At 73.4% G+C, this 24,502-nt stretch carries 27 protein-coding genes and 1 riboswitch; of the genes, 6 read left to right on the top strand and 21 right to left on the bottom strand.

The genetic code is table 11. The annotated features are described in order from the left end of the window. Window positions 1-15 precede the first annotated feature (15 nt). Genes cobC through ABH926_RS05870 form a run of 12 tightly spaced genes read right to left on the bottom strand, consistent with a single transcriptional unit; the run spans window position 16 to window position 12,549 of the window. Window positions 16-1,122 (bottom strand): Rv2231c family pyridoxal phosphate-dependent protein CobC, encoded by a 1,107-nt coding sequence (gene cobC, locus ABH926_RS05815; RefSeq protein WP_370364292.1) that lies wholly within the window; start codon window positions 1,120-1,122, stop codon window positions 16-18. Further along, window positions 1,115-1,987 (bottom strand): sirohydrochlorin chelatase, encoded by an 873-nt coding sequence (locus tag ABH926_RS05820; protein ID WP_370364293.1) that lies wholly within the window; start codon window positions 1,985-1,987, stop codon window positions 1,115-1,117. The genes cobC and ABH926_RS05820 overlap by 8 nt, the downstream gene beginning before the upstream one ends. Then, a complete protein-coding gene (locus ABH926_RS05825) occupies window positions 1,984-2,598 on the bottom strand; it encodes a precorrin-8X methylmutase (protein ID WP_370364294.1) in 615 nt (204 codons plus the stop codon). Before ABH926_RS05825 ends, ABH926_RS05820 begins: the two co-directional genes overlap by 4 nt. Beyond that, a complete protein-coding gene (locus ABH926_RS05830; RefSeq protein WP_370364295.1) occupies window positions 2,595-2,813 on the bottom strand; it encodes a 4Fe-4S binding protein in 219 nt (72 codons plus the stop codon). Before ABH926_RS05830 ends, ABH926_RS05825 begins: the two co-directional genes overlap by 4 nt. Further along, window positions 2,810-4,537 (bottom strand): precorrin-3B C(17)-methyltransferase, encoded by a 1,728-nt coding sequence (gene cobJ / locus ABH926_RS05835; RefSeq protein WP_370364296.1) that lies wholly within the window; start codon window positions 4,535-4,537, stop codon window positions 2,810-2,812. Before cobJ ends, ABH926_RS05830 begins: the two co-directional genes overlap by 4 nt. After that, window positions 4,534-5,712 (bottom strand): precorrin-6y C5,15-methyltransferase (decarboxylating) subunit CbiE, encoded by a 1,179-nt coding sequence (gene cbiE, locus ABH926_RS05840; protein WP_370364297.1) that lies wholly within the window; start codon window positions 5,710-5,712, stop codon window positions 4,534-4,536. The genes cobJ and cbiE overlap by 4 nt, the downstream gene beginning before the upstream one ends. Then, window positions 5,709-6,920, bottom strand: a complete 1,212-nt coding sequence (locus tag ABH926_RS05845) for a cobalt-precorrin-5B (C(1))-methyltransferase (protein WP_370364298.1) — start codon at window positions 6,918-6,920, stop codon at window positions 5,709-5,711. The genes cbiE and ABH926_RS05845 overlap by 4 nt, the downstream gene beginning before the upstream one ends. After that, entirely contained in the window at window positions 6,913-7,731 is an 819-nt protein-coding gene (gene cobM / locus ABH926_RS05850; RefSeq protein WP_370364299.1) for a precorrin-4 C(11)-methyltransferase, read from the bottom strand. Before cobM ends, ABH926_RS05845 begins: the two co-directional genes overlap by 8 nt. Next, entirely contained in the window at window positions 7,728-8,474 is a 747-nt protein-coding gene (gene cobI, locus ABH926_RS05855; RefSeq protein ID WP_370364300.1) for a precorrin-2 C(20)-methyltransferase, read from the bottom strand. Before cobI ends, cobM begins: the two co-directional genes overlap by 4 nt. After that, on the bottom strand, window positions 8,475-9,845 hold the full coding sequence (locus ABH926_RS05860; protein ID WP_370364301.1) for a cobyrinate a,c-diamide synthase: 1,371 nt from the start codon (window positions 9,843-9,845) through the stop codon (window positions 8,475-8,477). Continuing rightward, window positions 9,842-10,462 carry a cob(I)yrinic acid a,c-diamide adenosyltransferase gene (cobO, locus tag ABH926_RS05865; RefSeq protein WP_370364302.1) on the bottom strand — a complete coding sequence of 207 codons (621 nt, stop codon included), beginning with the start codon at window positions 10,460-10,462 and terminating at the stop codon, window positions 9,842-9,844. Before cobO ends, ABH926_RS05860 begins: the two co-directional genes overlap by 4 nt. After that, on the bottom strand, window positions 10,462-12,549 hold the full coding sequence (locus ABH926_RS05870) for a putative cobaltochelatase (protein ID WP_370364303.1): 2,088 nt from the start codon (window positions 12,547-12,549) through the stop codon (window positions 10,462-10,464). The genes cobO and ABH926_RS05870 overlap by 1 nt, the downstream gene beginning before the upstream one ends. 87 nt (window positions 12,550-12,636) lie before the next feature. Continuing rightward, window positions 12,637-12,763, bottom strand: a riboswitch (cobalamin riboswitch). Window positions 12,764-12,865: 102 nt separating this feature from the next. Between ABH926_RS05870 and ABH926_RS05875 the strand changes: the two genes are divergently transcribed. Beyond that, window positions 12,866-13,045 carry a hypothetical protein gene (locus ABH926_RS05875; protein WP_370364304.1) on the top strand — a complete coding sequence of 60 codons (180 nt, stop codon included), beginning with the start codon at window positions 12,866-12,868 and terminating at the stop codon, window positions 13,043-13,045. Between the two features lie 35 nt (window positions 13,046-13,080). Here the strand turns inward: ABH926_RS05875 and ABH926_RS05880 are convergent, their stop codons facing one another. Next, window positions 13,081-13,728 carry a sulfite oxidase-like oxidoreductase gene (locus ABH926_RS05880; protein ID WP_370364305.1) on the bottom strand — a complete coding sequence of 216 codons (648 nt, stop codon included), beginning with the start codon at window positions 13,726-13,728 and terminating at the stop codon, window positions 13,081-13,083. Window positions 13,729-13,858: 130 nt separating this feature from the next. On the opposite strand from ABH926_RS05880, the gene ABH926_RS05885 reads away from it, so the two are divergent. The 4 genes from ABH926_RS05885 (at window position 13,859) to ABH926_RS05900 (ending at window position 16,649) form a co-directional block, all read left to right on the top strand. Beyond that, window positions 13,859-14,164: a bacterioferritin-associated ferredoxin gene (locus ABH926_RS05885; RefSeq protein WP_370364306.1), complete on the top strand. Its 306-nt coding sequence runs from the start codon at window positions 13,859-13,861 to the stop codon at window positions 14,162-14,164. Between the two features lie 119 nt (window positions 14,165-14,283). Then, entirely contained in the window at window positions 14,284-14,763 is a 480-nt protein-coding gene (bfr, locus tag ABH926_RS05890) for a bacterioferritin (RefSeq protein ID WP_370364307.1), read from the top strand. A 145-nt stretch (window positions 14,764-14,908) separates the two neighbouring features. Continuing rightward, a complete protein-coding gene (locus ABH926_RS05895) occupies window positions 14,909-15,988 on the top strand; it encodes a sensor histidine kinase (protein WP_370364308.1) in 1,080 nt (359 codons plus the stop codon). Further along, window positions 15,981-16,649 carry a LuxR C-terminal-related transcriptional regulator gene (locus tag ABH926_RS05900; RefSeq protein WP_370364309.1) on the top strand — a complete coding sequence of 223 codons (669 nt, stop codon included), beginning with the start codon at window positions 15,981-15,983 and terminating at the stop codon, window positions 16,647-16,649. Before ABH926_RS05895 ends, ABH926_RS05900 begins: the two co-directional genes overlap by 8 nt. Window positions 16,650-16,662: 13 nt before the next feature. Here ABH926_RS05900 and ABH926_RS05905 read toward each other — a convergent pair whose 3' ends face one another. From ABH926_RS05905 to ABH926_RS05930, 6 genes are all read right to left on the bottom strand, one after another. Continuing rightward, on the bottom strand, window positions 16,663-17,226 hold the full coding sequence (locus ABH926_RS05905; RefSeq protein ID WP_370364310.1) for a hypothetical protein: 564 nt from the start codon (window positions 17,224-17,226) through the stop codon (window positions 16,663-16,665). A gap of 93 nt (window positions 17,227-17,319) precedes the next feature. Continuing rightward, window positions 17,320-18,063: a cyclopropane-fatty-acyl-phospholipid synthase family protein gene (locus ABH926_RS05910; RefSeq protein WP_370364311.1), complete on the bottom strand. Its 744-nt coding sequence runs from the start codon at window positions 18,061-18,063 to the stop codon at window positions 17,320-17,322. 60 nt (window positions 18,064-18,123) lie between these two features. After that, window positions 18,124-18,366 carry a hypothetical protein gene (locus ABH926_RS05915; protein ID WP_370364312.1) on the bottom strand — a complete coding sequence of 81 codons (243 nt, stop codon included), beginning with the start codon at window positions 18,364-18,366 and terminating at the stop codon, window positions 18,124-18,126. 140 nt (window positions 18,367-18,506) lie between these two features. Next, window positions 18,507-19,307: a hypothetical protein gene (locus tag ABH926_RS05920; protein WP_370364313.1), complete on the bottom strand. Its 801-nt coding sequence runs from the start codon at window positions 19,305-19,307 to the stop codon at window positions 18,507-18,509. Window positions 19,308-19,372: 65 nt separating this feature from the next. Further along, the gene (locus tag ABH926_RS05925; RefSeq protein ID WP_370364314.1) at window positions 19,373-20,419 is read right to left on the bottom strand and encodes a low specificity L-threonine aldolase; all 1,047 of its coding nucleotides are present in this window, start codon (window positions 20,417-20,419) and stop codon (window positions 19,373-19,375) included. A 65-nt stretch (window positions 20,420-20,484) separates the two neighbouring features. After that, window positions 20,485-21,849, bottom strand: a complete 1,365-nt coding sequence (locus tag ABH926_RS05930; protein ID WP_370364315.1) for a class II 3-deoxy-7-phosphoheptulonate synthase — start codon at window positions 21,847-21,849, stop codon at window positions 20,485-20,487. Window positions 21,850-22,018: 169 nt separating this feature from the next. Between ABH926_RS05930 and ABH926_RS05935 the strand changes: the two genes are divergently transcribed. Further along, entirely contained in the window at window positions 22,019-22,546 is a 528-nt protein-coding gene (locus tag ABH926_RS05935; protein ID WP_370364316.1) for a GNAT family N-acetyltransferase, read from the top strand. 36 nt (window positions 22,547-22,582) lie between these two features. Here the strand turns inward: ABH926_RS05935 and ABH926_RS05940 are convergent, their stop codons facing one another. Continuing rightward, the gene (locus ABH926_RS05940; protein ID WP_370364317.1) at window positions 22,583-23,257 is read right to left on the bottom strand and encodes a response regulator; all 675 of its coding nucleotides are present in this window, start codon (window positions 23,255-23,257) and stop codon (window positions 22,583-22,585) included. Beyond that, window positions 23,254-24,495, bottom strand: a complete 1,242-nt coding sequence (locus ABH926_RS05945) for a sensor histidine kinase (RefSeq protein WP_370364318.1) — start codon at window positions 24,493-24,495, stop codon at window positions 23,254-23,256. The genes ABH926_RS05940 and ABH926_RS05945 overlap by 4 nt, the downstream gene beginning before the upstream one ends. Window positions 24,496-24,502: the final 7 nt, after the last annotated feature.

The raw sequence follows: 24,502 nt of genomic DNA on the forward strand, positions 1-24,502 counted from the left end.
ACCCTATCCCGCGCCTTACCGGGACGTCGCGGTGAGCTGCTTCCAGCGGTCGATGAGCAGGTCGGTGGCCGCGCGGTCGCGCACCGCCACCCGCAGCCATTCGGGGCCCAGGCCCGGGAAGGTGTCGCCGCGGCGCACGGCGATGCCCTCGGCCCGCAGCCGGGCCCGGAGCCGGACCGCGTTCGGGGCTCTGACCAGCACGAACGGGGCCCGGGAGGCCGCCGGGACGGCGAGGCCGGGGATCTCGGCCAGCCGGGCCAGCAGGTGGTCGCGGTCCTGGTCGGCCTGCTTGGCCAGGGCCTCGGCCTCGGCGACCGCGTCCGGATCGCAGACCGCCTGCGCCGCGATCAGGGCCAGCGAGGAGACCGACCACAGCGGCTGCGCATCTCTCAGAGCCCTGATGAGCGGCGCCGGCGCGAGGACGTAGCCGACCCGCAGCCCCGCCAGACCCCAGGTCTTCGTCAGACTCCTGATGACGACGACATCCGGGTGGCCGGCCAGGGACTCGGTCTCGCCGGGGATGCCGTCGATGAAGGCCTCGTCGACGACGACCGTGCGGCCGGGCCGCGCCAGGCGCTCGACGGCCGCTGCCGGATGCAGGACCGACGTCGGGTTCGTCGGGTTGCCGAGCATCACCAGATCCGGCCCGGTCGGGACCGCCGCCGGGTCGAGGGTGAAGTCGCCGGTCAGGATGTGCCGCTCGACGGCGTGGCCCGCGGCGCGCAAGGCGGCTTCGGGCTCGGTGAACTGCGGGTGCACCACCAGCGCGCGCCGGGGTCGCAGCACCCTGGCAAGCAGCACGAAGGCCTCCGCCGCGCCCGAGGTGAGCAGCACCTCGTCCGGAGTCCGGCCGTGGCGCTCGGCGACGGCCTCGGTGGCGGCGCGGGCGTCGGGGTAGGCGGCCAGCGCTCCCAGGCCCTCGGCCAGGCGATCGCGCAGCCAGCGCGGGGGTTCGGTCACGCGGACGTTGACGGCGAAGTCGTGGCGGACGGCCACCTCCACGTCCCGCAGCTCCGCGTCACCGTGGTGGCGCAGATCCTCCTCAGCCCCCTCAGCCCCCTCAGCCTCCTCAGCCCCCTCAGCCCCCTCAGCCCCCTCAGCCCCCTCAGCCTTCTCAGCCATGCGAGTGCGCGTGGCCGTGGTGATGGCCGTGGCTGTGGCCGTCCTCGTCGGGGTGGTGGTGCGGGGCCTGCGCGGCGCCGACCCGGTCTTCGAACCCCGGCATCGCGATCCGGTACACGCAGGTGTCGCAGTTCATGCGGATGTCGCCGGCGACGGCCTCGGCGTGGCGTTCCAGGACCAGGTCGGCCAGCTCGTCGCAGTCGCCGATGACCGGGGCGACGTCGTAGCCGGCGGCCTGCTCGGCGATGCGGTCCGGCAGGACGCCCCGGAACAGGAAGTAGGGCAGGACCACGATGCGCTTGGCACCCAGGCGCCGGCAGCGCTCCAGGCCTTCCTCGACCGACGGATGCGCGAGGGACACGAAGGCCGGCTCGACCGTCCCGATGCCCCGGCCTTCCCACAGCAGGCGTGCGGCGCGGTAGACCTCTGCGTTGGCGTCGGGGTCGGTCGAGCCGCGGCCGACGAGCAGGACGGCGGCCTCGGCGCGCTCCTCGCGCGGCAGGACGGTGTCCAGGCGCGCTTCGAGCAGCGACAGGATGGTCGGGTGCACGCCCAGGGGACGTCCGTAGGCGAAGGACAGGCCCGGGTGGCGCAGGCGCTCGCGGTTCAGCGAGCCGGGGATGTCGCCCTTGGCGTGGCCGGCGGCGACCAGCACCAGCGGCACCGCGGCCACCCGCCGGTGGCCGGCCTCGACCAGGCGGGTCACCGCCTCGCCCACCGGCGGCGCGGACAGCTCGATGAAGCCGCCGTCCACCGCCTCGACGGCCTGCGGCGCGCGGCGCGCCACCCGCTGCACGAAGGCGCGGAAGTCCTGGGCGCCGTCGGCGTCGCGGGTGCCGTGGCCGACGATGAGCAGGGCGGTCATGATGCGGTGCCTTCTTCCAGCAGATCCGGGTAAATCAGGGCATTGAGCGCGGCGGCGGCGACGGCCGAGCCGCCCTTGCCCGAGACGTTCGACACCGCGGGCAGCCCGGACTCCCGCAGCGCGGCCTTCGACTCGGCGGCCCCGACGAAGCCCACCGGCAGCCCGATGACCAGCGCCGGCCGGGCCTGCTCGGCGATCGCGATGAGCTCGAACAACGCGGTCGGCGCACAGCCGATGACGTAGACGGCGCCGGGCCCGGCCTGCCCGGCGGCGATGCGCAACGCGGCGGCGGAGCGCGTGATGCCGAGGTCGGCGGCCAGCGCCGGCGCCGCGGGGTCCTTGATGGCGCACAGCGCGTCGCGGCGCGTGATGCCCGCGGCGACCATCTCGACGTCCGCGACGATCGGCGCGCCGTCGGCGAGCGCGGCGGCGGCGTGCGCCAGCGCGGCCTCGTCGGCGGCGAGGTCGGCGGCGTAATCGAAGTCGGCGCTGGCGTGGATGACGCGCTCGACGACGGCCCGCGTGTAGGGCGGGAGCGTGGAGGTGTCGAGGTGCGAGCGCAGGATGCGGTAGGACTCCGCCTCGATGGGATGGACGGTGCGGGCGGTCATCGGCTGTGCTCCGAATCCGACTCGATGAGGACGATGGCGTCGACCGGGCACACCTCGACGCACTCGCCGCAGCCGGTGCAGCGGTCGGGCCGGACGATGAGGGACGCGGCCACGGTCACGGTCGCGGCGCTGGGGCGGATGGCGTGCTCCGGACACGTGAGCAGACACGCGCCGCAGCCTTGGCAGGCGCGTACCTCGGCGATCAGGGTGCTCATGCGCCGCTCCAGGTGTAGCCGCGCGGCGTGACCATGCGCCCGGCCGCGACGCGGGTGTGCGAGCTGCCGACCAGGACGATGGTGTACATGTCCACGTCGGCCGGATCGAAGTTACTCAGGGTGCTGATCCACCCGCGCTCACCGGGCCGCGACGCGTCCCGCACGCAGCCGACCGGCGTCGTCGGCGGCCGGTGCTGCCGCAGGATGTCCAGCGCATGGCCGAGCTGCCAGTCGCGGCCCTTGCTGCGCGGGTTGTAGAAGACGGTGACGAAGTCCCCCTGCGCGGCCGCGGTGACCCGGCGCTCGATGGCCGGCCAGGGCGTGTGCAGGTCGGACAGCGAGATGACGGCGTGGTCGTGCCCGAGCGGCGCCCCGAGGATGTTGGCGGCGGCGAGCGAGGCGGTGATGCCCGGGACGCCGACGACGTCGACGTCATCGAGCTCTGCGAAAAGATCGAGCGCGGGACTGGCCATGGCGTAGAGCCCGGAGTCGCCCGAGCCGACGAGCGCCACGGCCCGGCCCCGCCGCGCGGTCTCGACGGCATCGCGGGCACGGGCCTCCTCGCTGCCGAGACCGGTCGCGCGGATCTCGGTGCCCGGACGGAGGAGGTCGCGGATCTGGTCGAGGTACTGGTCCAGCCCGATGACGACCGAGGCCCGGCGCAGCTCGGCGACGGCGCGGGGCGGCAGGAGGTCGCGCGCGCCGGGACCGAGGCCGATGAGGGCGAGGCGGCCTCGGGGGGTGAGGCGGGCGATGGCGGCGGTGGCCATGGGGGCCACATCGGTGGTGGGCACGCTCTTCGTCTTCGGCACGATCAGCTCGGCGAGCGGCCGGTTCGCGCCGTCGTAGCGCGCGGCGGCCTCGGCGACCGAGGGTGTGCCGACTTCGGCGAGCACCACCTCGCTCGGGTTCGGCACCTCGATCTTCGCCAGCTGCTCGGCCGGGTGGAAGACCACCTGCCAGCCGCGCCGCCGGGCCGCCTCGAGGATGCCCGGCTCGTCGGCCTTGGCGTCCACCGACGCCAGGCGCGCCACCGATGCGGCGCTCAATCCGCCGGCTGCCAGCGCGCGATCCACCGCGTCCAGGACTTCATCGGCGGTCACCCCGCGCGAGGCGCCGACTCCCACCACCAGTGACTTCGGCCGGTAGACCAATCCCTCAGCCTCGGCAAGGTCGCTGATCGCTATCGCCGCCTCGGCCCCGGCCTCGCCTTCCACCACGCTCAGCGCCGGAAGGGGCCAGTTATCCGCGCCCACCACCGCGACCGCCGCCCCCGACAGCAGTGCCGCGCCGACCGGGGCCAGCAGCTCGGGGTTGGCGACCGTGAAGCCCAGGTCGGCGCCGTACGAGTCGAGCGCCTGCGCGCCGGCCGCGTCGGAGGCTGTCGTGATCACCGGCGTGCTCCCGAGCAGCGCCGACACGCGCTCGGCCAGCTCGTTCGCGCCGTGGTGGCCGCCGAGGACGGCGACCGCGTGGCGCAGCGACTCGTCGACGCAGACCACCGCCGCGTCGGTGCTCTTGTGGCCGAGCACCGGTGCCAGTGAACGGACCGCCGCGCCGACCGCCAGGAACGCCACCACCGCGTCGCATTCGGCGAAAGCAGTGCGCAGTTCGGATGCGCCGCCGTAGACCCGCGCCTCGGAAGGCCAGGCCGCGGCCAGCACGTCGGCGGCGCGGCGTCCGGCGGCGGTCGTGGCGACCACCCCGATCGTCTTCTGGCTCAAGGTCGTTCTCCCCACAGCAGGAACACGGGATTGGCGGCGGCGAAGCGGTGGGCGTCGCCGCCGAGTGCGGACAGGCGCGAGGACTGGAGCAGGACGCCGTCCACCGCGCGGCCGGACTTCGTCAGGAGGCTGATCGTCTCCGGCACGCGTTCGATGGCCGCCAGCGCCACGACCACCATCGCGGCCGGGGTCTCGGCGCAGGCGGCGATGACGTCCAGCCCGCCGCCCCCGACGAACACCGCATCGGGCCGCGGCAACCGGTCAAGAGCCGAAGCCGAGGCAGAGGCCGCCACCACCTCGACCGCGACACCGTGGGCGGCGGCGTTGGCCCGGATGCGGTCGCAGGACTGCGCGTCGCGCTCCACCGCGACCACCGCCGCACCGAACCGCGCGCACTCGATGCCGACCGAGCCCGAACCCGCGCCGACGTCCCACACCAGGAGCCCCGGCCGCGGCCCCAGTTTCGCCAGGGCGAGTGCGCGGACCTCCGACTTGGTGATCATCGAGTCGCGGTGTGCGAACTCCGACTCCCCCAGCGCCCATGGGCCCGGTACGCCTTCGAAGCCGGCGATCCAGCCGCGTTCGCAGGTCAGGCGCGATTCGTCCAGGCACAGCAGGACGTGCGGGTCGGCGAACTCCGAGTGGGCCGCCGCGTGCGAGCTGAGCGTGGCGATCCTCTGGTCCGGATGGCCGAGCCGCTGCGCGACCACGAAGGTGCGGTCCGGCAGCAGGGCACCGAGCTCCCTGGCCCCGGCACCGGGACCGGTCAGCACCGCCACCTTCGGGAAGGCCCGGCACACGTTCGCCACCGGCCGCAGCTCCCGGCCGTGCGCGCTGACCACGATCGCGTCGTCCCAGGACAGTCCGACCGCGGCGAACGCGGTGGCGACCGAGGACGGCGCGGGCAGAACCCTGATATCCAAGTCAGTCTCGCGGAGCCGGCGCACGATCCCGAAGAAGCCCGGGTCGCCGCTGGCGATCACGCAGACGTTCTCATGGGACGGCAGCGCCGCGGACAAGGCGTCCAGCCCGCCGAGCACGAGGCGCGCTGCCGAATCGGGAACCGGCACCGCGTCCAGATGCCGCTGGCCGCCGACCACCAAAGTGGCGCAGGCAAGCGCGGATCGGGCCTGCTCTGAGAGCGGCGACCCGTCGAAGCCGATGACGGTGATCACGTCCGCGCCACCACTTCCAGACCGCTGAAGTCGACCATGGCGACCTCGGCGCTGATCGCGCCCCCGCACTCGGCGGCCGCGAAGCGCTCCAGGACCGCCGCGACGCGCCGGCACAGCTCCAGGCCCGCGACGGGCAACAGGCCGGCGGCGTCCCAGAGCTCGTAGGCGTGGCGGGCGGTGTTGGCGGCGCCGACGGTCTCCGCCAGGTCGGCGGGGCCGCCGACGGCCCGGGTGATCTCGCCGAGCAGGGAGCAGTCGACCTTGGAGCGCGTGTAGTGGGTCATCAGGACGCCGGCGCCGAGCTTGGTGAGCTTGCCGGCCATGCCGACGAACACCACGCGCCGCACCCCGTGCTCCACGCAGCGCCGCAACGCCGCGCCGGTGAAGTCGCCGACCTCGACGAAGCTGACCTCCGGCAGGTCCGGGAACAGCAGCATCGCGCCCTTCTCGGTGCGCCCGCCGGTGCACAGGACCAGGACAGGGTCCTGCGACGTCTCGGCGGCCTGCGCGGCCAGCACGGACACCGCCTGCTCGACGCTGGCCCGCCACGCGGCGGTGGAGAAGGGGCGCACGATGCCGGTGGTGCCGAGGATGGAGATGCCGCCGAGGATGCCCAGGCGCGCGTTGGTGGTCTTGCGCGCCATCACCTCGCCCTCGGGCACGGAGATGACCACGCGCAGACCACGCGGTTCGGCGCTGAGGGCTCCGGCGCGCATGGCTTCGGCATCGAGGGCTTCGGCGACCGAGGCCTCGATCATGCTGCGCGGCACCGGGTTGATGGCCGGCCCGCCGACCTCCAGGCCCAGGCCCGGCTTGGTGACGACGCCGACACCGACACCCCCGTCGAGCTGGATGCCGCCGGCCGGGAGCCAGGAGACGGTCGCGGTGAGGTGGGCGCCGTGGGTGACGTCGGGATCATCACCGGCGTCCTTGACCACGACGGCCTCGGCCCGGCCGGGACGGGAGACATCGCAGCGGTCGGTGGCGAAGGTGACGCGGCGGCCGGAGGGCAGCGCGATCTCAGTCCAGGTCTGCGGCTCGCCCGTGAGCAGGGCCGTGGTCGCGGCCTTGGCGGCGGCCGCGGCGCAGGCGCCGGTGGTCCAGCCCGGACGCAGGGCCTTGGGGCGGACCTTCATGGTGCGCGGGAGGTCGGGCTCGCGCAGGGCCGGGAGGTCCGGCGAACCCTCGTCCGGGGCCGCGTCAGACATCTGATTCACGCCGGGCCAGCAACTCCCGCCGCGCGCCCTTCTCAGCCCGCCGGAACCCGTGGAAGTGCCCCGGGTGGTACAGGTGCGAGCGCGTCCCCTGGGCCCCGAGCGCCGGCCCGACCAGGAACAGCGTGTGCTTCCAGAGCTTGCGGGCCTTCACCGTCTCTTCGAGGTCTGCGATGGTGCACTGCACCACCTCCTCGTCCTCCCACGTGGCGCGGTAGGCGACGATCACCGGGGTGTCGGCCGCGTAGCCGCCCTCCAGCAACTCGGCGGCCAGCTGGCCGGAGCGCGCCGCCGACAGGAACACGGCCATGGTCGTGCCGTGGGCGGCGAAGGCGCGGATCGACTCCTTCTCGGGCATGGGGGTCTTGCCGCCGCCGAGGCGGGTCAGGATCACCGACTGCGCGACCTCGGGGACCGTCAGCTCCCGCTGCGCTATCGCGGCGACCGCCGAGAAGGCCGAGACGCCGGGCACGATCTCCGTCTCCAGTCCCAGTTCCCGGCAGCGTTCCAGCTGCTCCTGGACCGCGCCCCACAGCGACGGGTCGCCGGAGTGGATGCGGGCGACGTGCAGGCCCTGCGCCACAGCGCGTTCGTAGATCGCGATCACGCCCTCCATCGGCAGGGCCGCGGAGTCGACGATCTCGGCGTCGGGGCGCGCGTGCTCCAGGACCGCCTCCTGCACCAGGCTGGAGGCCCAGATCAGGATGTCGGCGGCGGCGATCGCGCGGGCCCCGCGCAGCGTGATCAGGTCGGCCGCGCCCGGACCGGCCCCGATGAACGTGACCTTCGCCGCGCTGGCGCTCACAGTGCTCCCCCTCGTCCGCGCCGCTGCGCGGTGGTGATGACAGTGGACAGATACGGCGCGGCGCCGATCGTGTCCGGGTCCAGGTCCGCGACCGGGCCCACGACTTCCTCCGGCAGGCCCAGTGCGGCCCCGAACACGGTCTCGCCGCCGCGGCCGGCCTTCTCGACGGCCCGCAGCATCTCCGGCAGGAACCGGCCGCCTTTGTAGGCCACGACCGTGTCGAAGGCCTCGAGCGCCCGCTCGTACGCCTCAAGACCGGCGGTCATCGGGAACAGCGCCAGGACCTCGCGGCCCTCGGCCAGCACCGTCCCGGACCGCGAGGCCAGGTCCTGCATCGCCGTGATGCCGGGCACGGTCCGCACCTCGACCGACGGTGTCAGGGCTCGAACGGTCTGGGCGAGGTAGCTGAACGTCGAGTAGATGTTGGGGTCGCCGATCGTGGCGAAGGCGACGCGTTCGGCGCCGTCGTCGAACGCGGCGACGACCGCGCGCGCCGCCTCGTCCCACGCGCTGAGGCGTTCGGCGGTGCGTCCGCCGCGATCCGACAGAGCGAAGGGCACGGCCCGGATCGTGTCGCCGTCGATGTGCGCGCGGACGGTGGCCTCGGCGCGTCCCGGCCCTTCGGGGCCGTCGGCGAGGACGGGGACGAAGACGACGTCGGCGGCCTGCAGCACGCGCACGGCCTTCACGGTCACCAGATCCGGATCGCCCGGACCGACACCGACACCGGTGAGCAAAGGCATTCAGACCACCCCGCAGCTCTCGACCAGCCGGCGGGCGATCGACGGCGCGCCGGCCCAGTGCAGGTGGAGGTAGGAGGCGTGGATGCGGGTGCCGGCGAAGCCCTCGGTGACCGCTCCCCCGTCGCGGCGCCAGTGCCAGGCCGGCGGTGAGCCGGCCGAGGGGCTGACGGCGGTCCGGTGGAATTCGTGCCCTGACACCCGGGTCCCGGCGGCGGCCAGGACCGACTCGCAGGCCGCCACGGCGTGCCGGTAGCCCAGGGTGAGCCGGTCGGTCATGACGGCCTCGGCGTCCACCACGCCGCACATCGGCAGGCCGTCCAGGCTCTTGCCGAGGTACAGCAGTCCGGCGCACTCCGCGGCGATCGCTCCGCCCAGGCGCGCGAACTGCGCCACCTGATCGCGCAGCGCCTCGTTGGCGGCCAGTTCGGGGGCGTAGACCTCGGGGAAGCCGCCGCCGAGCACCAGGCCGCCGATGTTCTCGGGCAGCTTCTCGTCGTGCAGCGGGTCGAACGGGCAGACCTCGGCGCCGGCGGCGGCGAGCAGTTCGGCGTTCTCGGCGTAGGAGAAGGTGAACGCGGGCCCCGACGCGACGGCGATGCGCGGCCGGGCGCAGGAGCGGCGGCCGGCCTCGGCCGCGGGGTCCCAGGCGGCGACGTCCAGCGGCGGGGCGCTGCGGGCCAGGCGGTAGATCTCGTCGAGCTGCACGCCGGCGTCCACCAGGGCGCCGAGCGCGGCCACGGCGGCCACCGCCTCGGCCCGCCGCTCGGCCACCGGGACCAGGCCGAGGTGGCGCGAGGGGGCCGCCACGGCGGCCTCGCGCCGCAGCGCGCCGAGCACCGGCACGCCGAGCTCGTCCAGGGCCTCGGTCAGGATCCTGCGATGGTTCTCGGAGCCGACGCGGTTCAGGACCACGCCCGCGATGCGCACCGCTGGGTCGAAGGAGCGGAACCCGTGCACCAGCGCGGCGATCGAGCGGCCCTGCGCGGCGGCGTCGACGACGAACAGCACCGGGGCGCCGAGCAGCTTGGCGACCTGCGCGGTGGAGGCGAGCTCGCCCTCGCCGGTCGCGCCGTCGTACAGGCCCATGACGCCCTCGACGACCGCGATGTCGGCCCCGGCTGCGCCGTGCGCGAACAGCGGCGCGATCCGTTCGGTGCCGACCATGTAGGGGTCGAGGTTGCGGCCGACGCGGCCGGCGGCCAGGGAGTGATAGCCGGGGTCGATGTAGTCCGGGCCGACCTTGAACGGCGCGACGGTGAAGCCGCGGTCGGTCAGGGCTTTGACGATGCCGGTGGCCACGGTGGTCTTGCCGTGGCCGGAGGCCGGGGCCGCGATGACGACGCGCGGCACGGTCAGCGGGACCGAGCTCACCACTCGATACCCTTCTGGCCCTTCTGGCCGGCGTCCATCGGGTGCTTGACCTTGGTCATCTCGGTGACCAGGTCGGCGGCCTCCAGCAGTTCGGGCGCGGCGTCGCGGCCGGTGATGACGACGTGCTGGCTCCCCGGGCGGTCGGCCAGGGTCTTCACGACGTCCTGGACGTCCACCCAGCCCCACTTCATCGGGTAGGTGAACTCGTCCAGCACGTACAGCCGGTAGGTCTCGGCGGCCAGGTCGGCCTTGATCCGCTCCCAGCCGGCGCGAGCGTTGTCGGCCTGGAGCTCGGGGTCGCTGTGCAGGTCCCGCTGGATCCAGGACCAGCCCTCGCCCATCTTGTGCCAGTCGACGGGCCCGCCGACGCCGGTGCGCTCGTGCAGCTCGCCGAGCGCCTTGAGCGCGGTCTCCTCGCCGATGCGCCACTTGGCGGACTTGACGAACTGGAACACGCCGATCGGCCAGCCCTGGTTCCAGCCCCGCAGGGCCAGGCCGAAGGCGGCGGTGGACTTCCCCTTGCCGGGGCCGGTGTGCACGATCGTCAGCGGCCGGTTGCGGCGCTGGCGCGTGGTGAGGCCGTCGTCGGGGACGTGCGTGGGTTGGCCCTGCGGCATCAGGCGGCCCTCCGGTCGGAGCGGGGTCGGTTGCCGTGCACCGCCGCGGTGAGCGCGTCGGCGGCGAGATCGGTGAGGGGCAGGTGGTCGGCGCCCAGATCGGCGGCCAGGCGCCCGGCCAGCCCCAGGCGGACCGGGCCGGCCTCGCAGTCCACGACGACGGCCGTGCCGCCCAGGGCCGCGACAGCCTGGCGGAGGTGGGCCGCGGCGCGGCGGGTGTCGGCGAGGGGGTCCTTCGAGTGCGAGGCCTGGGTGGCGCGGCCGTCGGTGACGACCAGGACCAGGGGCCGCCGGTCCGGGTCGCGCATGCGCTCGACGCGCAGGACGTCCGCGGCCTGGAGCAGACCGGCGGCCAGCGGGGTGCGGCCGCCGGTGGGCAGCGAGGCCAGCCGGGCGGCGCCGGCGTCGACGGACCAGGTGGGCGGCAGCGCGACCTCGGCGGTGCGGCCGCGGAAGGTCACCAGGCCGACCTTGTCACGGCGCTGGTAGGCGTCCAGGAGCAGCGAGAGGATCGCGCCCTTGACGGCGGCCATGCGCTGGCGGGCGGCCATGGACCCGGAGGCATCGACCGCGAACAGGACGAGATTGCCTTCCCGGCCCTCGCGGATCGGCTCGCGGAGGTCCTCGGAGCGCAGACGCAGAGCGCCGTCGCGACGGCCCCGGGCGACCTGCTGGGGCGCGGCGGCGTGGACGGTCGCGATCAGATGGAGGCCGCGCGCGCCGGGGCGGGCGCCGACCGAGCGGCCGCCGGCGGCGCGGGCTCGGGAGCGGCGGCCTTCGGCGCCGGTGCCGACGCCTTCGACCTGGAGCAGGCGGGCTTTGAAGGGCTCAGTGGCAGTGGCGGCGGGCTGCTCGCGCGACGATCCGGACACTTGCTTCTGCTCAGCGGGTGATTCGCCGGTCGAGGCACCGACCGAGGGCTCAGGCTCGGCACCGTTGGACGGGCCGCCGGAAGTATCGCCACCGTTGGAACCGCCGCCGCCGTCAGGACCGCCGCCGCCGTCAGGACCGCCGCCGCCGTCGGGCCCACCGCCGCCGTCGGGCCCACCGGAACCGGGACCGGGATCAGGATCCTCATCCCCGTCGTCCATGGCCTCGTCCAGCCGCTCCTCGTCCAGGCCCGGCGCGTCGAACGGATGCCGCCGCCGGCGGTGCGGCAGCGCCAGCATCGCGGCCTGCCGCACGTCCTCGGCGATCACCACGTCGCGCCCGGCCCAGGCCGCGAGCGCGGTCGCGGCCCGTGCCGTCACCAGGTCCGCGCGCATCCCGTCGACCTCGAACGCCGCACAGATCCGAGTGACTCGCAGCAGTTCGGCCTCCGGGAGCACCACGGAGGGCAGCAGGGCGCGCGCCGCCTCGATGCGTGCGGCCGTCTCCTTGTCCGCCTGCTCCCAGGCCGCTGCGAAGCCCTCGGGGTCGGCCTCGTAGGCCAGGCGGCGGCGGACCACCTCGGCGCGCTCGGCCGGGTCGCGGCTGGCGCGGACTTCGACGGTCAGGCCGAACCGGTCCAGCAGCTGCGGGCGCAGTTCGCCCTCTTCGGGGTTCATGGTGCCGACGAGCAGGAAGCGCGCCGCGTGCCGGACCGAGACGCCTTCGCGCTCGACGTGCGCGACGCCCATCGCGGCGGCGTCCAGGAGCAGGTCCACGAGGTGGTCGTGCAGGAGGTTGACCTCGTCCACGTACAGCAGGCCGCGGTGCGCGGCGGCCAGCAGGCCGGGTTCGTAGGCGGCGACGCCGGAGGCCAGGACCTTCTCCAGGTCCAGGGAGCCCACGAGGCGGTCCTCGGTGGCGCCGACCGGGAGCTCGATCAGGCGCGCCGGGCGGGACCGGGCCGCCGTGGCGCCGGGGAGGTGCGGGCCGTCCGGGCAGGCCGGGTCGGGGGTCGCGGGGTCACACGAGAACCGACAGCTCGGGACCACGGCGATCTGCGGGAGCACGGCGGCCAGGGCGCGCACGATCGTCGACTTGGCAGTGCCCTTCTCCCCGCGCACGAGCACGCCGCCGACGGCCGGGGACACGGCGTTCAGCAGCAGGGCCAGCCGCAGGTCGTCGAGCCCGACGACGGCGGTGAACGGGTACGGCGGCACGCCGGATCAGCTCCTCACGGGTATCCACGCCCGACAGGTCTCCTCACGAGAACACGCCGCGGGGGCGGCGTGCCTGGGGCGGTCGTAGTCTCCTGACTCTCAGATCCGCGCGCCTGCCCGGCCTTCCCAGAACACTGATGTTCCAGTGGCATCTCAAGCGGGAGGCACTCCCTGATCACAGTGGCGGGACCGCTCCGGATTCGCACCGGATTCCTGCCGACCGTCCCGCGTGCAGCATCCCGCAGCGATCACCGGCCGTCAAACCGCGTCCGGACGGCGCCGGGTGGCGCGATGTCCGGATGTATCCCTCAATGGGATGGTGAGCGATCGACAGCGCAGACCCCGTGTCCTGGGTGAATACGAGCTGGACGGCGGGGCGTTCGCCCTGGCGCGGGGTGAGCAACGCGACACGCCCGCCCCCGGGCAGCGGCTGCCGGCGCTCGGCCGGCCCGGGACGCTGTGGCGGGCGGTGCTGCGCCGGATCCGGACGGGCTGAGGAGCCGGCCGGACGGGACTACAGCCGGGACGGGACTACAGCGGAGGCCCGTCGCCGGGGTCCTCCTGGTAGGAGTACCGCTGTTCCCGCCACGGGTCGCCGATGTTGTGGTACCCGCGCTCCTCCCAGAACCCGCGGCGGTCCTCGGTGAGGTACTCGATGCCCCGGACCCACTTGGGCCCTTTCCAGGCGTACCGGTGCGGCAGGATCAGCCGCAGCGGGAAGCCGTGCTCGGGGGTGAGCGGCGCGCCGTCGTGGTGGGTGGCGAACACGACGTCCTCCCGGAGCAGGTCCTCCAGGCGCAGGTTCGAGCTGTAGCCGTACTCGGCCCAGACGGTGACGTGCGTCGCATCCGGGGCCGGCGGCGCCAGGTCCAGGATGGTGCGGCCGGAGACACCGCGCCAGGACGCGTCCAGCATCGTGAACTTGGTGACGCAGTGGAAGTCGGCGACCACCTCGACGGTCGGCAGGGCGCCGAACTCCTCGTGGAACCAGATCGCCTCCTCGCCGTCGGCGGTGGCCCCGGTGACCCGGAAGTCCCAGCTCGCGGGCTTGAAGCGGGGCACCGGGCCGTAGTGCAGCACCGGCCACTCGCCACGCTGCATGCGCTGGCCCGGGGGGAGCCGGCCGTCCGCCGGCGCCGTCCCGGCGTCTGTGTCCACCCCTGATCCCGGCTGCCCCATGGAGACCATCGTCCCAGATGTGGTGCACGGCACGTACCGCGGGGACTTGGCACGCGGGCGATAGGTAGCTTAGGCTCCCCTAAGTCCCATTGATCGCCCCTGGCGACCCCGCTGACAGCCGGAGCCCCGCTTGTACGCCTGCATATGCCACGCGGTCACCACCGCCGAGGTGGACGCCGCCGTCGCGCTCGGTGCCAAGTCCGTCAAGCAGGTCCGCAAGGCCACCGGGGCGGGTTCGGCGTGCGGGACGTGCGTGAAGCGGCTGAGCTGCCTGCTCGCCGCCGCGCGGGTCGCCGACTCGGCGCCGGCGGACGTCATGCCCGAGGCCGAGCGGCTGCCGGAGGCGGCTCCGGCCCCGGTCCCCGCCGCACGCCCGGCGACCCCGGTCTTCCAGCACGCGCCGCACTGCCCGGCCGCGGTGCCCGCCCTGGGCTGATCCCGGACGCTCCCGAGCCGCCCCGGCCTGATCCGGCGTGCCCCGGGGCTCCCCGTTCGGAGCAATCCGCGCACACACCGTTACCCCCGGGGTCGGCCGCTCTGGCAATATCGGACGCCATGCAGGGTGACAAGGACATCATCGCGTTCCTCAACGAGCAGCTCACGGCCGAACTGACGGCGATCAACCAGTACTGGCTGCACTACAAACTGCAGGAAGACCGCGGCTGGAAGAAGCTCGCCGAGTACACCCGCAGCGAGTCCATCGACGAGATGAAGCACGCGGACAAGCTCGCCGAGCGCATCATCTTCCTGGACGGGCTGCCCAACTTCCAGAAACTGTTCCCGCTGGAGATCGGCCACAGCGTCACCGAGATGTTCCAGGCCGACATGAAGGTCGAGGTCGCGGCGGTCGAGCGGCTGCGCAACGGGATCAAGCTGATGCGCGAGCGCGGGGACGTCACGTCGGCGAACCTCTTCGAGGAGATCCTGGCCGACGAGGAACACCACATCGACTACCTGGAGACCCAGCTGGACCTGATCGGCCAGCTCGGGGAGCCGCTGTACATCGCGCAGCTGGTGGAGCAGCCGGACTCCTGAGTCCCGGTCTTCGGGCCCGGACCGTTCGGCCCGGACCGTTGCCCCGTTCGGGACGCCCCTGAGGGCATCCCTGAGACCGCCCCCGGGAACATCCCGGGCAGCACCCTGATGCGCCGTCACCGAGCGGCGTGTGACCATGGCTGGCATGGTCCGACCGTCCTCCCCGCGCCCGGCCGCCGTCGGTCCGCTGCTGGTGGCCGTCGGCGTCGTGGTGGTGACGGCGCTCGACGGCCCCAGCCCCGCCGACCAGATCCGGGCCCTGGTACCGCTGGCGGCGGTGCTGCTCGGCATGGGGCTGCTGCTGCGCGACCTGGCCGCCGAGCGGCGGGGGGCCTGGCTCGACGCCTCGGACCGGCACCGCCGCCCGGTCGACGCCCGTACCGCGGTCGGCGCCCTGGTCATCGGTGGCGCGCTGGTGCGGCTGCTGAGCAACGGAGCGTCCCTGACGGCGGAGACCAGCGCGGTCATCGCGGCGCTCATCCTCTTCTGCGGCGGGGTGCTGATCGCCCTGCCGTATCTGCTGCGGGTACTGCGGGATCTGGACGCCGAGCGTGCCGAACGCGTCCGCGCGCAGCAGTTCGCCGAGGTCGCGGCGCACATGCACGACTCGGTCCTGCACACGCTGACCCTGATCCAGCGTGCTGATCCCGGCGAGGTCGCCGGGCTCGCGCGGGCCCAGGAACGGGAGCTGCGGGCCTGGCTGTACGACCGCAGGGGCCGGGCCCTGGACGCGGAGGCGCCGGAGACGTTCGCCGCGGCGCTGCGGTCGGCGGCGGCCGAGGTGGAGGACCGGCACGGGGCGCGGATCGACGTGGTCGCGGTCGGCGACACCGAGCTCGGGGACGGACTGGCCGCCTGCGTCGCGGCCGCCCGCGAGGCGCTGGTCAACGCGGCCAAATACGCCGGCGGCGCACCGATCTCGGTGTTCGCGGAGGTCGAGGCCGAGGCGGCCGGGGGCCGGCGGATCGAGGTGTTCGTCCGCGACCGCGGGCCCGGGTTCGACCTCGGCGCGGTCGGCGCGGACCGGATGGGGATCAGGGAGTCGATCGTCGGGCGGATGGCCCGGCACGGGGGGCATGGCGAGGTGCGGACGGCGCTCGGTGCCGGGACCGAGGTACGGCTGGAGATGCGGTCGGAGGCGCGGGCCGAGGCGCGGCCTGAGATGCGACCGGAGACGCGCCCGGAGTCCCGTTCGGAGCTGCGTTCGGAGATGGAAGATGACTGATCCCCTGCCGATCACCGTGGTCCTCGTCGACGACCACCAGATGTTCCGGGCCGGCGTGCGATCCGAGCTGTGCCGGGCCGCCGAGGCCGCGGGGACGGCGATCGAGATCGTCGGCGAGGCGGGCGACACGGAGCGGGCCGTGGAGGTCGTCGCGGCGACCCGGCCGCGGGTCGTGCTGCTCGACGTGCACCTGCCGGGCGGCGGTGGGGTCGAAGTGCTCGCGCGGACGGCGGCGGCGCTGCCGGAGACCCGGTTCCTCGCGCTGTCCGTGTCGGACGCGGCCGAGGACGTCATCGCGGTCATCCGGGCCGGGGCGCGGGGATACGTCACCAAGTCCATCAGCGGGGCCGAGCTCGCCGACGCGGTGCGGCGGGTGGCCGAGGGCGACGCCTTCTTCTCGCCGCGGCTGGCCGGGTTCGTGCTCGACGCGTTCTCCGGCGGCGGGACGGCCGCACGCGACGAGGAACTGGACCGGCTGACGCCGCGCGAGCGGGAGGTGCTGCGCTACATCGCGCGGGGCTACGCGTACAAGGAGGTCGCGCGCGAGTTAGTCATCTCCGTCAAGACCGTCGAGACGCACGTGTCCTCGGTGCTGCGCAAACTGCAACTGTCGAACCGCCGGGAGCTCACCCGGTGGGCGAGCGACCGGCGGTTGGCGTGACCATCGGCGCGGTCTAGAACCGGAGGTCCCCCGGGCCGGTGGAGACGATCGTCTGGCTCAGGAAGGCCTGGCTGCCGTCGCAGGGCTGGCCGGCGGTGGGCTTGTCGGCCTCGTCGAGGGTGATGGTGAGGGTGAAGCCGCCCGAGGCACCCCGGTAGGAGCCGGTGCCCGAGCCGGTCACGACCGGGACGTGCTGGGTGACGGCGATGCTGCCGGAGCAGGTGGCCGGGTCGGACGGGAACCGGTGGGCCATCGCGGCGACGAAGGCCTTGTCGATCGCGGCGATGTCCAGGCGGAACGTGCCGTGCTGGAGGCGCAGTTCCAACTGGCTGTTGTGCTCGGGGTTGACCGAGCCGTCGGGGTTGACGCTGACGGCCTGGCCGTAGTCGCCGACCGCGCCGGTGACGATGACCTGCTCGGTGGGTCCGTCGTCGGTCGTGTACGCGGTCAGGTGGGCCGCGGTCGGCGCCGCGGCGGGCTTGGCGGACGCGGCGGCGGCAGAGCAGCCCAGGATGGTCACGAGGCCGAGGCCCAGGGCCGCGGTGGCGCCGGTGATGGTGAAGCGCTTGTTCGTCATGCCTGCCACTGTCGCCGCGACCGGGTCGTCCGCGGATCGGGGACGGACCCCGGTCTTGCCCCGATGTCGCCCTGATCGGACCCTGATGAGGGTTCAGGCCGGGACACCGAGCGTCAGGTAGCCGAAGCCGAACACGTCGCGGGTGCCGCGCAGCCAGATCGAGAGGTGCTCGTCGAGTTTCGCCCGCAGATCGGCGGCCTCGGGATGGCCGGGGTTGGCGAGCAGCCACTCCTCGGCGTCGGCAGCGTACCGGGACTCGAACTCCTCCCACTCACCGCGGGTCGCGGTCTCCACCCGCAGCGGCCGGAACCCGGCGGCGACGGCCGCGTCGACGACGTCGGGCAGATACAGGCACTCCTCGACGGTCATCCCCGGCCACATCGCAGCAAGCTGCGAATCGGTGGGCGTCCGCTCCCAGACCTCGCAGCCGAACAGCAGCCGGCCGCCGGAGCACACGCGGGCCCGCAGCGCTTTCAGGGCCTCGGGAATCGAGCCGAAGGCCTGATACGCGCCCAGGCTGAGGACGAGGTCGGCCGGCTCGGCGTGGTCGGCGGCCGAGCCCTCGACGAACACGGCCCGGCCGGACAGAGCGCGCTCGGCGGCCAGCGCGCGCCCGCGGACGATGTCGGGCCCGTGGACGTCGATGCCAGTCCCCCGGGCCCCCGGCACCGCGGCCAGCACCCGCAACAGGAACTCGCCCCAGCCGGACCCGTAGTCGACGACGGTGGCCGGGGCGCGGGCGGCCAACTCGGCGGCCAGACGGCCGGCGCGGCCGGCGGACAGGGGGCCGTGGAAATCCAGGCGGGCGCTGGTGCCGAGCTTGGGAGGTGTGGTCATGAGCGCCAAGTGGTAGCAGACGGCGCGCAGCGGGGGCGACGGGTTTTCTGCCGGTGAGCGCTACAGAAACGCGATGCCCAAGCCGATGGCCACGGTACCGGCCACCATGAAGAACCCGCCGACCAGCCGGGGGAAGACGGCCGTCATGAACGGACCCAACCCGTCGGGCATGCTCGCCACGAGCTTGGTCTGGCCGACGAGCTCCATCATCGTGTCGACGGCGCCCCCGACGTTGAACGCGAGCACGGTGCCCAGCCCCAAGACCAGGACGCCCCACCCGATGAGGAAAACCAGCCCCCCCATGCTCCCCCCGTCCCCTGCTACTGCAACTGCAACTGCAACTGCCGTCGATTCGGCCCCAACCATCGTGCCACCGAAAACACAACGCCGCCCGACCGAATCCGGTCAGGCGGCGCCGCTGTATCAGAGCCCTGATCAGCCGCCTACTTGGCCGCGGCCTTCTTCGCAGCCGTCTTCGCCGCCGGCTTCTTGTCGTCGCCGTCATCGCCCGACGCGTCCTCGCGGGCCTTCACGTCGTCGGCCGACAGGAACTCGGCCGCCGGGCCCGTCCCCGTCTTGTGGAAGCGCAGCGCTTCCCACAGGGGGCCGGGGATGACGTGGATGCCGTAGTGCGCGCGGTGGTGGTTGGCGCACAGGACTTCCAGGTTGCCCGGGGACTCCGCCCACTTCTGGAAGTCCTCGTCGGTGTCGAAGTGCAGACCGAGGGCCTGCATGATCTTCTTCTCGTCGACCTGGTTGATCTGCGAGAACTCCACGTGGGTGTGGTGCAGTTCCGGCTCGCCGTCGCACAGGTCGTCGTCGATGATGCACTTCCACATGCCCTGGCGCTTCAGGCGCGACTTGGCCTGCTCGAAGAGGTGGTAGTGCGGGTCGTCCTCGCGGGGGGAGTGCTCGGGGACGTGGGTCAGGACGTGGACGGTGAGCAGCTGGTCGTGCTCGAGCGTCTTGCCGGTCGCCTTGGACACCGTCGGGTGCGTGGGCGAGCCGGTGGGGTGGGGTTCTTCCTTGGCGGCCGCGCGGGGGGCGGGGACGGCCTTCTTCGCGGCCGGCTTGACGTCGTCCTTGTCGCCGGCCTTCGCGGCCGGGGCCGCCTTCTTGGCGGCGGTGGCGGTCTTCTTCGCCGCGGCGGGATGCTCAGCCCCCTCGGCCTGCTTGTCGGCCTCGGCGCGACGGTGCGCCTCCTCCGGTCCGATCTCCTCCTCGGAACCGAACAGCTTGCTCATCCAGCCCATCGGGCTTCTCCCCACCTTGCTCGCTCGTGCGACAACCGGCTTAGCCGGGCCCGACCCTAGCCCCTCTCAGGGGATTGCATCAAGACGGAGGAAACCACGTCGGCGGCGGTGTCACAGTCCTGAGCGGACACGTCCAGATGAGTCACGATCCGCAGCAGTTTCGGCCCGAAGGCGGAGATCCGCACGCCCTTGGCGAAACATCCCTTTGCCACGGCCGGGGCGTCGGCGGCGTCGACGAGGACGATGTTGGTCTCCGGGTCGCGCACCGAGGCGCCGGCCACGCGCAGCGCCGTCGCGATGCGGCGGGCGTTCTCGTGGTCCTGCGAAAGCCGGTCCAGGTTGTGGTCCAGGGCGTAGTGCGCGCCGGCGGCCAGGATGCCGACCTGGCGCATCGAGCCACCGAGGCGGCGGCGCAGCGAGCGGGCCTCCTCCGAGCGGCCGGACGGCAACAGCAGCAGCGAGCCGGCCGGGGCGCCCAGGCCCTTGGACATGCAGACCGACATGGTGTGCGCGATCGCGCCGTACTCCGGCAGCGGCACGCCGGTGGCGGCGTGGGCGTTCCAGATGCGCGCGCCGTCCAGGTGCAGGCCGAGTCCGGAGGCGTCCGTCAGGGCCCTGATGCGCCGCAGCGTCTCGATCGGGTAGACGGCGCCGCCGCCGCGATTGTGCGTGTTCTCCACCTCCACCGCGCGGGTACCAACGGTGTAGCGGTCGCCGACGCGGATCATCCCGGCGAGGGCGTCGGGGTCCAGCAGCCCGCGCGCCGAGGGCAGGGTGCGGGTCTGGATCCCGGCGTGCGCGGCCAGGCCGCCGTTCTCGTGCGCCACGATGTGCGCGTCGGCGTCGCAGATCAGCTCCTCGCCGGGGCCGACCTGCAGGCGGATCCCGATGTGGTTGGCCATGACGCCGGTCGGGACGAACATCGCCTCCGGGAAGCCGAAAAGGGCCGCGACGGCCTCCTCCAGCCGCCGGACGGTGGGGTCCTCGCCGTACTGGTCGTCGCCCACCGGCGCCGCGGCCATCGCCTCGCGCATCGGCGCGGAGGGCTTGGTGACGGTGTCGCTGCGCAGGTCGATCGGGAACTCGATGTCAATGGTCGCCATGGGGCGAAACGTATCGCTCCCGGCCCGGTGGCGCCGGGTCGGGAGCGATGAAGGGCGTGCTGCCGCTAGCGGCGGGCGCGCAGCATCTCGGCGACGAGGAACGCCAGGTCCAGCGACTGGCTGCGGTTCAGCCGGGGGTCGCACAGCGTCTCGTAGCGGGTGTGCAGGACGTCGAAGGCGATCTCCTCGCCGCCGCCGACGCACTCGGTGACGTCCTCGCCGGTGAGCTCGACGTGGATGCCGCCGGGGTGCGAGCCGAGGCCGTGGTGCACCTCGAAGAAGCCCTTGACCTCGTCGAGCACGTCGTCGAAGCGGCGGGTCTTGTGGCCCGAGGGCGCCTCGAAGGTGTTGCCGTGCATCGGGTCGCAGATCCAGGCCACCTGGTGGCCCTCGCCGCGGACCTTCTCCACCAGCGCCGGCAGCTTCTCGCGCACCTGCCCCGCGCCCATGCGCACGATGAAGGACAGCCGGCCCGGCTCGCGGTCGGGGTCCAGCCGGTCCAGGTAGGCCAGCGCGTCGTCCGGGCTGGTCTTCGGGCCCAGCTTGATCCCGATCGGGTTGCTGATCCGGCTGAAGTACTCCACGTGCGCGCCGTCCAGGTCCCGGGTGCGCTCGCCGATCCAGACGTAGTGGCCGCTGGTGGCGTAGGGCTTGCCGGTGCGCGAGTCGATGCGGGTCAGCGCCGACTCGTACGGAAGCACCAGGCCCTCGTGCGCGGCGTAGAACTCGACGGTGCGCAGCTCCTCGGGTTCGGTGCCGCAGGCCCGCATGAACTGCAGGGCGCGGTCGATCTCGCCGGCCAGCACCTCGTAGCGCTCCCCGGAGGGCGAACCGGCCACGAAGTCCTGGTTCCAGGCGTGCACCTGGCGCATGTCGGCGTAGCCGCCGGTGGTGAACGCGCGCACCAGGTTCAGCGTGGAGGCGCTGGCCTGGTACATGCGCAGCAGGCGCTTGGGGTCCGGGGTGCGGGCCTCGGGCGTGAAGTCGAAGCCGTTGACCGAGTCGCCGCGGTACGCCGGAAGGGTGACGCCGTCGCGGGTCTCCGTCGAGCTGGAGCGGGGCTTGGAGTACTGCCCGGCGATGCGCCCGACCTTCACCACCGGCAGCGAGGCCGCGTAGGTGAGGACGACCGCCATCTGGAGCAGGGTCTTGAGCTTGGCGCGGATCGCGTCGGCGGTGACGCCGGCGAACGTCTCGGCGCAGTCGCCGCCGGTGAGCAGGAAGGCCTCGCCCCGGGCCACCGCGGCGATCCGGTCCTTGAGCTGGTCGGCCTCCCCGGCGAAGACCAGCGGCGGATACGAGCGGAGCTCGGAGACGACGGCGGACAGCTCGGCGGCGTCCGGCCACTCCGGCTGCTGGCCCGCGGGGAGCGCGGACCACGTGTCTTCGACGGATCCGGTCCCGGCCGGATTCCTGACAACTTCGCTCATTGAGCCAGGGTACGCGAAGCTTCGCCGGGCTCCGCGGACGCGTCCAGAGCGTGGGACCGGGAGGTCCGAGCCGCGGGACCGCGGAGTGCTGACCGGCTGTGATGGAGGATGCTCGCGGGGTAGTCGGGGCTGTGGGGGTTCGTGTGGGCCGGTCGGTTATGCTCCGGCCATGGTGGACTGGGTTCGCCTCGAACTGGACGTCGAGGCATTCGACGACGCGGCCTTCGAGCGGTATCCGCGGCGGGCCCGCGAGGCCGGTATCGACTTCGCCACCCTGGCCGACCTCGGCGACACCGCCGATCACCGCCGCGCGGTATACGAGCTGAACAAGACCTGCTCAGCGGACATCCCGGAGCGCGGCGAGTTCTTCAGCTACGAGGAGTACCTGGCACAACGGATCGAGGTGCCCACGTTCGATCCCGCCGGCATCGTGCTGGCCATCCGCGATGAGGCGTGGATCGGGATGTCGGCCACCTCACTGCGGTCGCCGGAGGTCGCGTTCAGCGAGATGACCGGCGTGCTGGCGCCGTACCGGGGCCAGGGCCTGTCGCTGGCGTTGAAGGTGCCGGCCATCCGGTTCGTGCGGGCCGCCGGCCGCCGGCGGCTCGTGGCCTTCCACCACCCGCGCAACGCTTCCGCGATCGCGATGAACCGGCGCCTGGGCTTCGTCGGCCAGGGCGGTTCTGCGGCGGACTAGCCAGCTCCGGCAGTCCAGACCCGGCAGTCCAGAAACTCAGTCCAGCCACCCCGGCCGCGCCAGCCCCGACTCGTACGCCAGCACCACCAGCTGCGCCCGGTCGCGCGCGCCGAGCTTGACCATGCTACGGCTGACGTGCGTCTTGGCGGTGAGCGGGCTCAGCACCAGCCGGTCAGCGATCTCCTCGTTGCTCAGCCCGGCCGCGACCAGGGCCAGGACCTCCCGCTCGCGCTCGGTCAGGGCCTTGATCTGCTCGGCGGCCGGGTTCGGGCCGGTGCGCTTGCTGCGGACCGCGAACTCCTCGATCAGGCGGCGGGTGACGCTGGGGGCCAGCAGGGCCTCGCCGGCGGCCACCGCGCGCAGGCCGCGGAGCAGGTCCGCGGGCTCGGTGTCCTTCAGCAGGAAGCCGCTGGCGCCGGCGCGGATCGCCTCGAAGACGTACTCGTCCAGCTCGAAGGTGGTCAGGATGAGGATGCGGACGCCGGAGAGCTTCTCGTCGGCGGTGATCAGGCGGGTGGCCTCCAGGCCGTCGGTGCCGGGCATGCGGATGTCCATCAGGATCACGTCCGGGGCCAGCTCGGCGGCCATGCGGTGGGCCTGGGCGCCGTCGGTGGCCTCGCCGGCCACCTCGATGCCGTCCTGCACCTCCAGCAGCGCGCGAAAGCCGGCGCGCACCAGCGCCTGGTCGTCGGCGAGCAGGACCCTGATCATCGTCGCTCCTCTGCGAGGGGGGATCCGGTGTCGGCGTAGGGGATGTGCGCGTCGACCCGGAAGCCGCCGCCGGGTTGGGGACCGGCGGTGAGCGTGCCGCCGAAGGCGCCGGCCCGCTCGCGCATGCCGGGCAGGCCGTTGCCGCCGGTCGCGGTCTCGCCGAGCGGGCAGCCCCGGCCGTCGTCGGCGACGCGCAGGTGCAGGCCGTCGGCCGCCTCCACCAGGATGGTCACGTGCACGGCGCCGGAATGCCGGACCACGTTCGTCAGCGACTCCTGCACGATCCGGTACCCGGCCTGGCTGACCGCCAGCGGGACCCGCTCGGGGTCGCCGACCACGCTGAGCGCCACCTTGAGCCCGGCGGCCTCGGCCAGCTCCACCAGGTGCGCCAGCCGTCCCAGGTCCGGGGCCGGGTCCCGGGGCGCGGCCCGGTCGCCGCGCAGCACGGTCAGCACCGAGCGCACCTCCCCCAGCGCCGAGCGGCTGGCGTCCTTGATCGCCGACAGCGCGATCCGGGCCTGCTCGGGGCGGCGGTCCATGACCTCCAGCGCCACGTTGGCCTGCACCGCTATCAGCGAGATCGAGTGCGCGAGGACGTCGTGCAGCTCACGGGCGATCTCCAGCCGTTCCTCGCTCGCCTGCCGCCGCGACTCCTGCTCACGGGCCTTGGCCTCCTGCTCGCGGGCCCTTTGCGATTCCAGCGCGCGCTGGCGCAGGACCCGGAACAGCTCGGCCAGCATCAGCAGCGCCAACAGCCAGCCGGCGGTGAACAGGATCTCGGTGGGGCTGCTGCGCAGCTGGCCCGGTGCGCCGTGGGTGGGCACGAAGATCATCCCGATGGCGAACAGGACCGACCCGGTCCACACCTCGCGCCGGTACCCCGTGCCGCCGATGACGATCACAGCCAGCAACGCGTTCAGGAAGATCGGGCCGTAGGCGTAGCCCATCAGGAGGTAGAGCAGGGTCGCGCCCAGACAGACGGCGAGCGCCGTGCGCGGAAAGCGCCGCCGGTGGTGCAGCGCGACCGGCCCGGCGATCACCAGGACCCAGGCGAACCAGTCCAGCGGACGGACGCCGTACTGGTGGACGCCGCTGCCCGTCCCATGCCAGTGGCCGTACGCGCCCCAGGTCCCGAGCAGGTCGAACACCAAGACGATCAAAGGCAGCGCGACCGTCGACCGTTCCATCCACAACCACATCAGCCAGGGGCGCGAGGGCGGCGGCGGCTGTTCGGTCATGGTTGAA

Source organism: Catenulispora sp. GP43 (genome assembly GCF_041260665.1).
Taxonomy (GTDB): Bacteria; Actinomycetota; Actinomycetes; order Streptomycetales; family Catenulisporaceae; genus Catenulispora.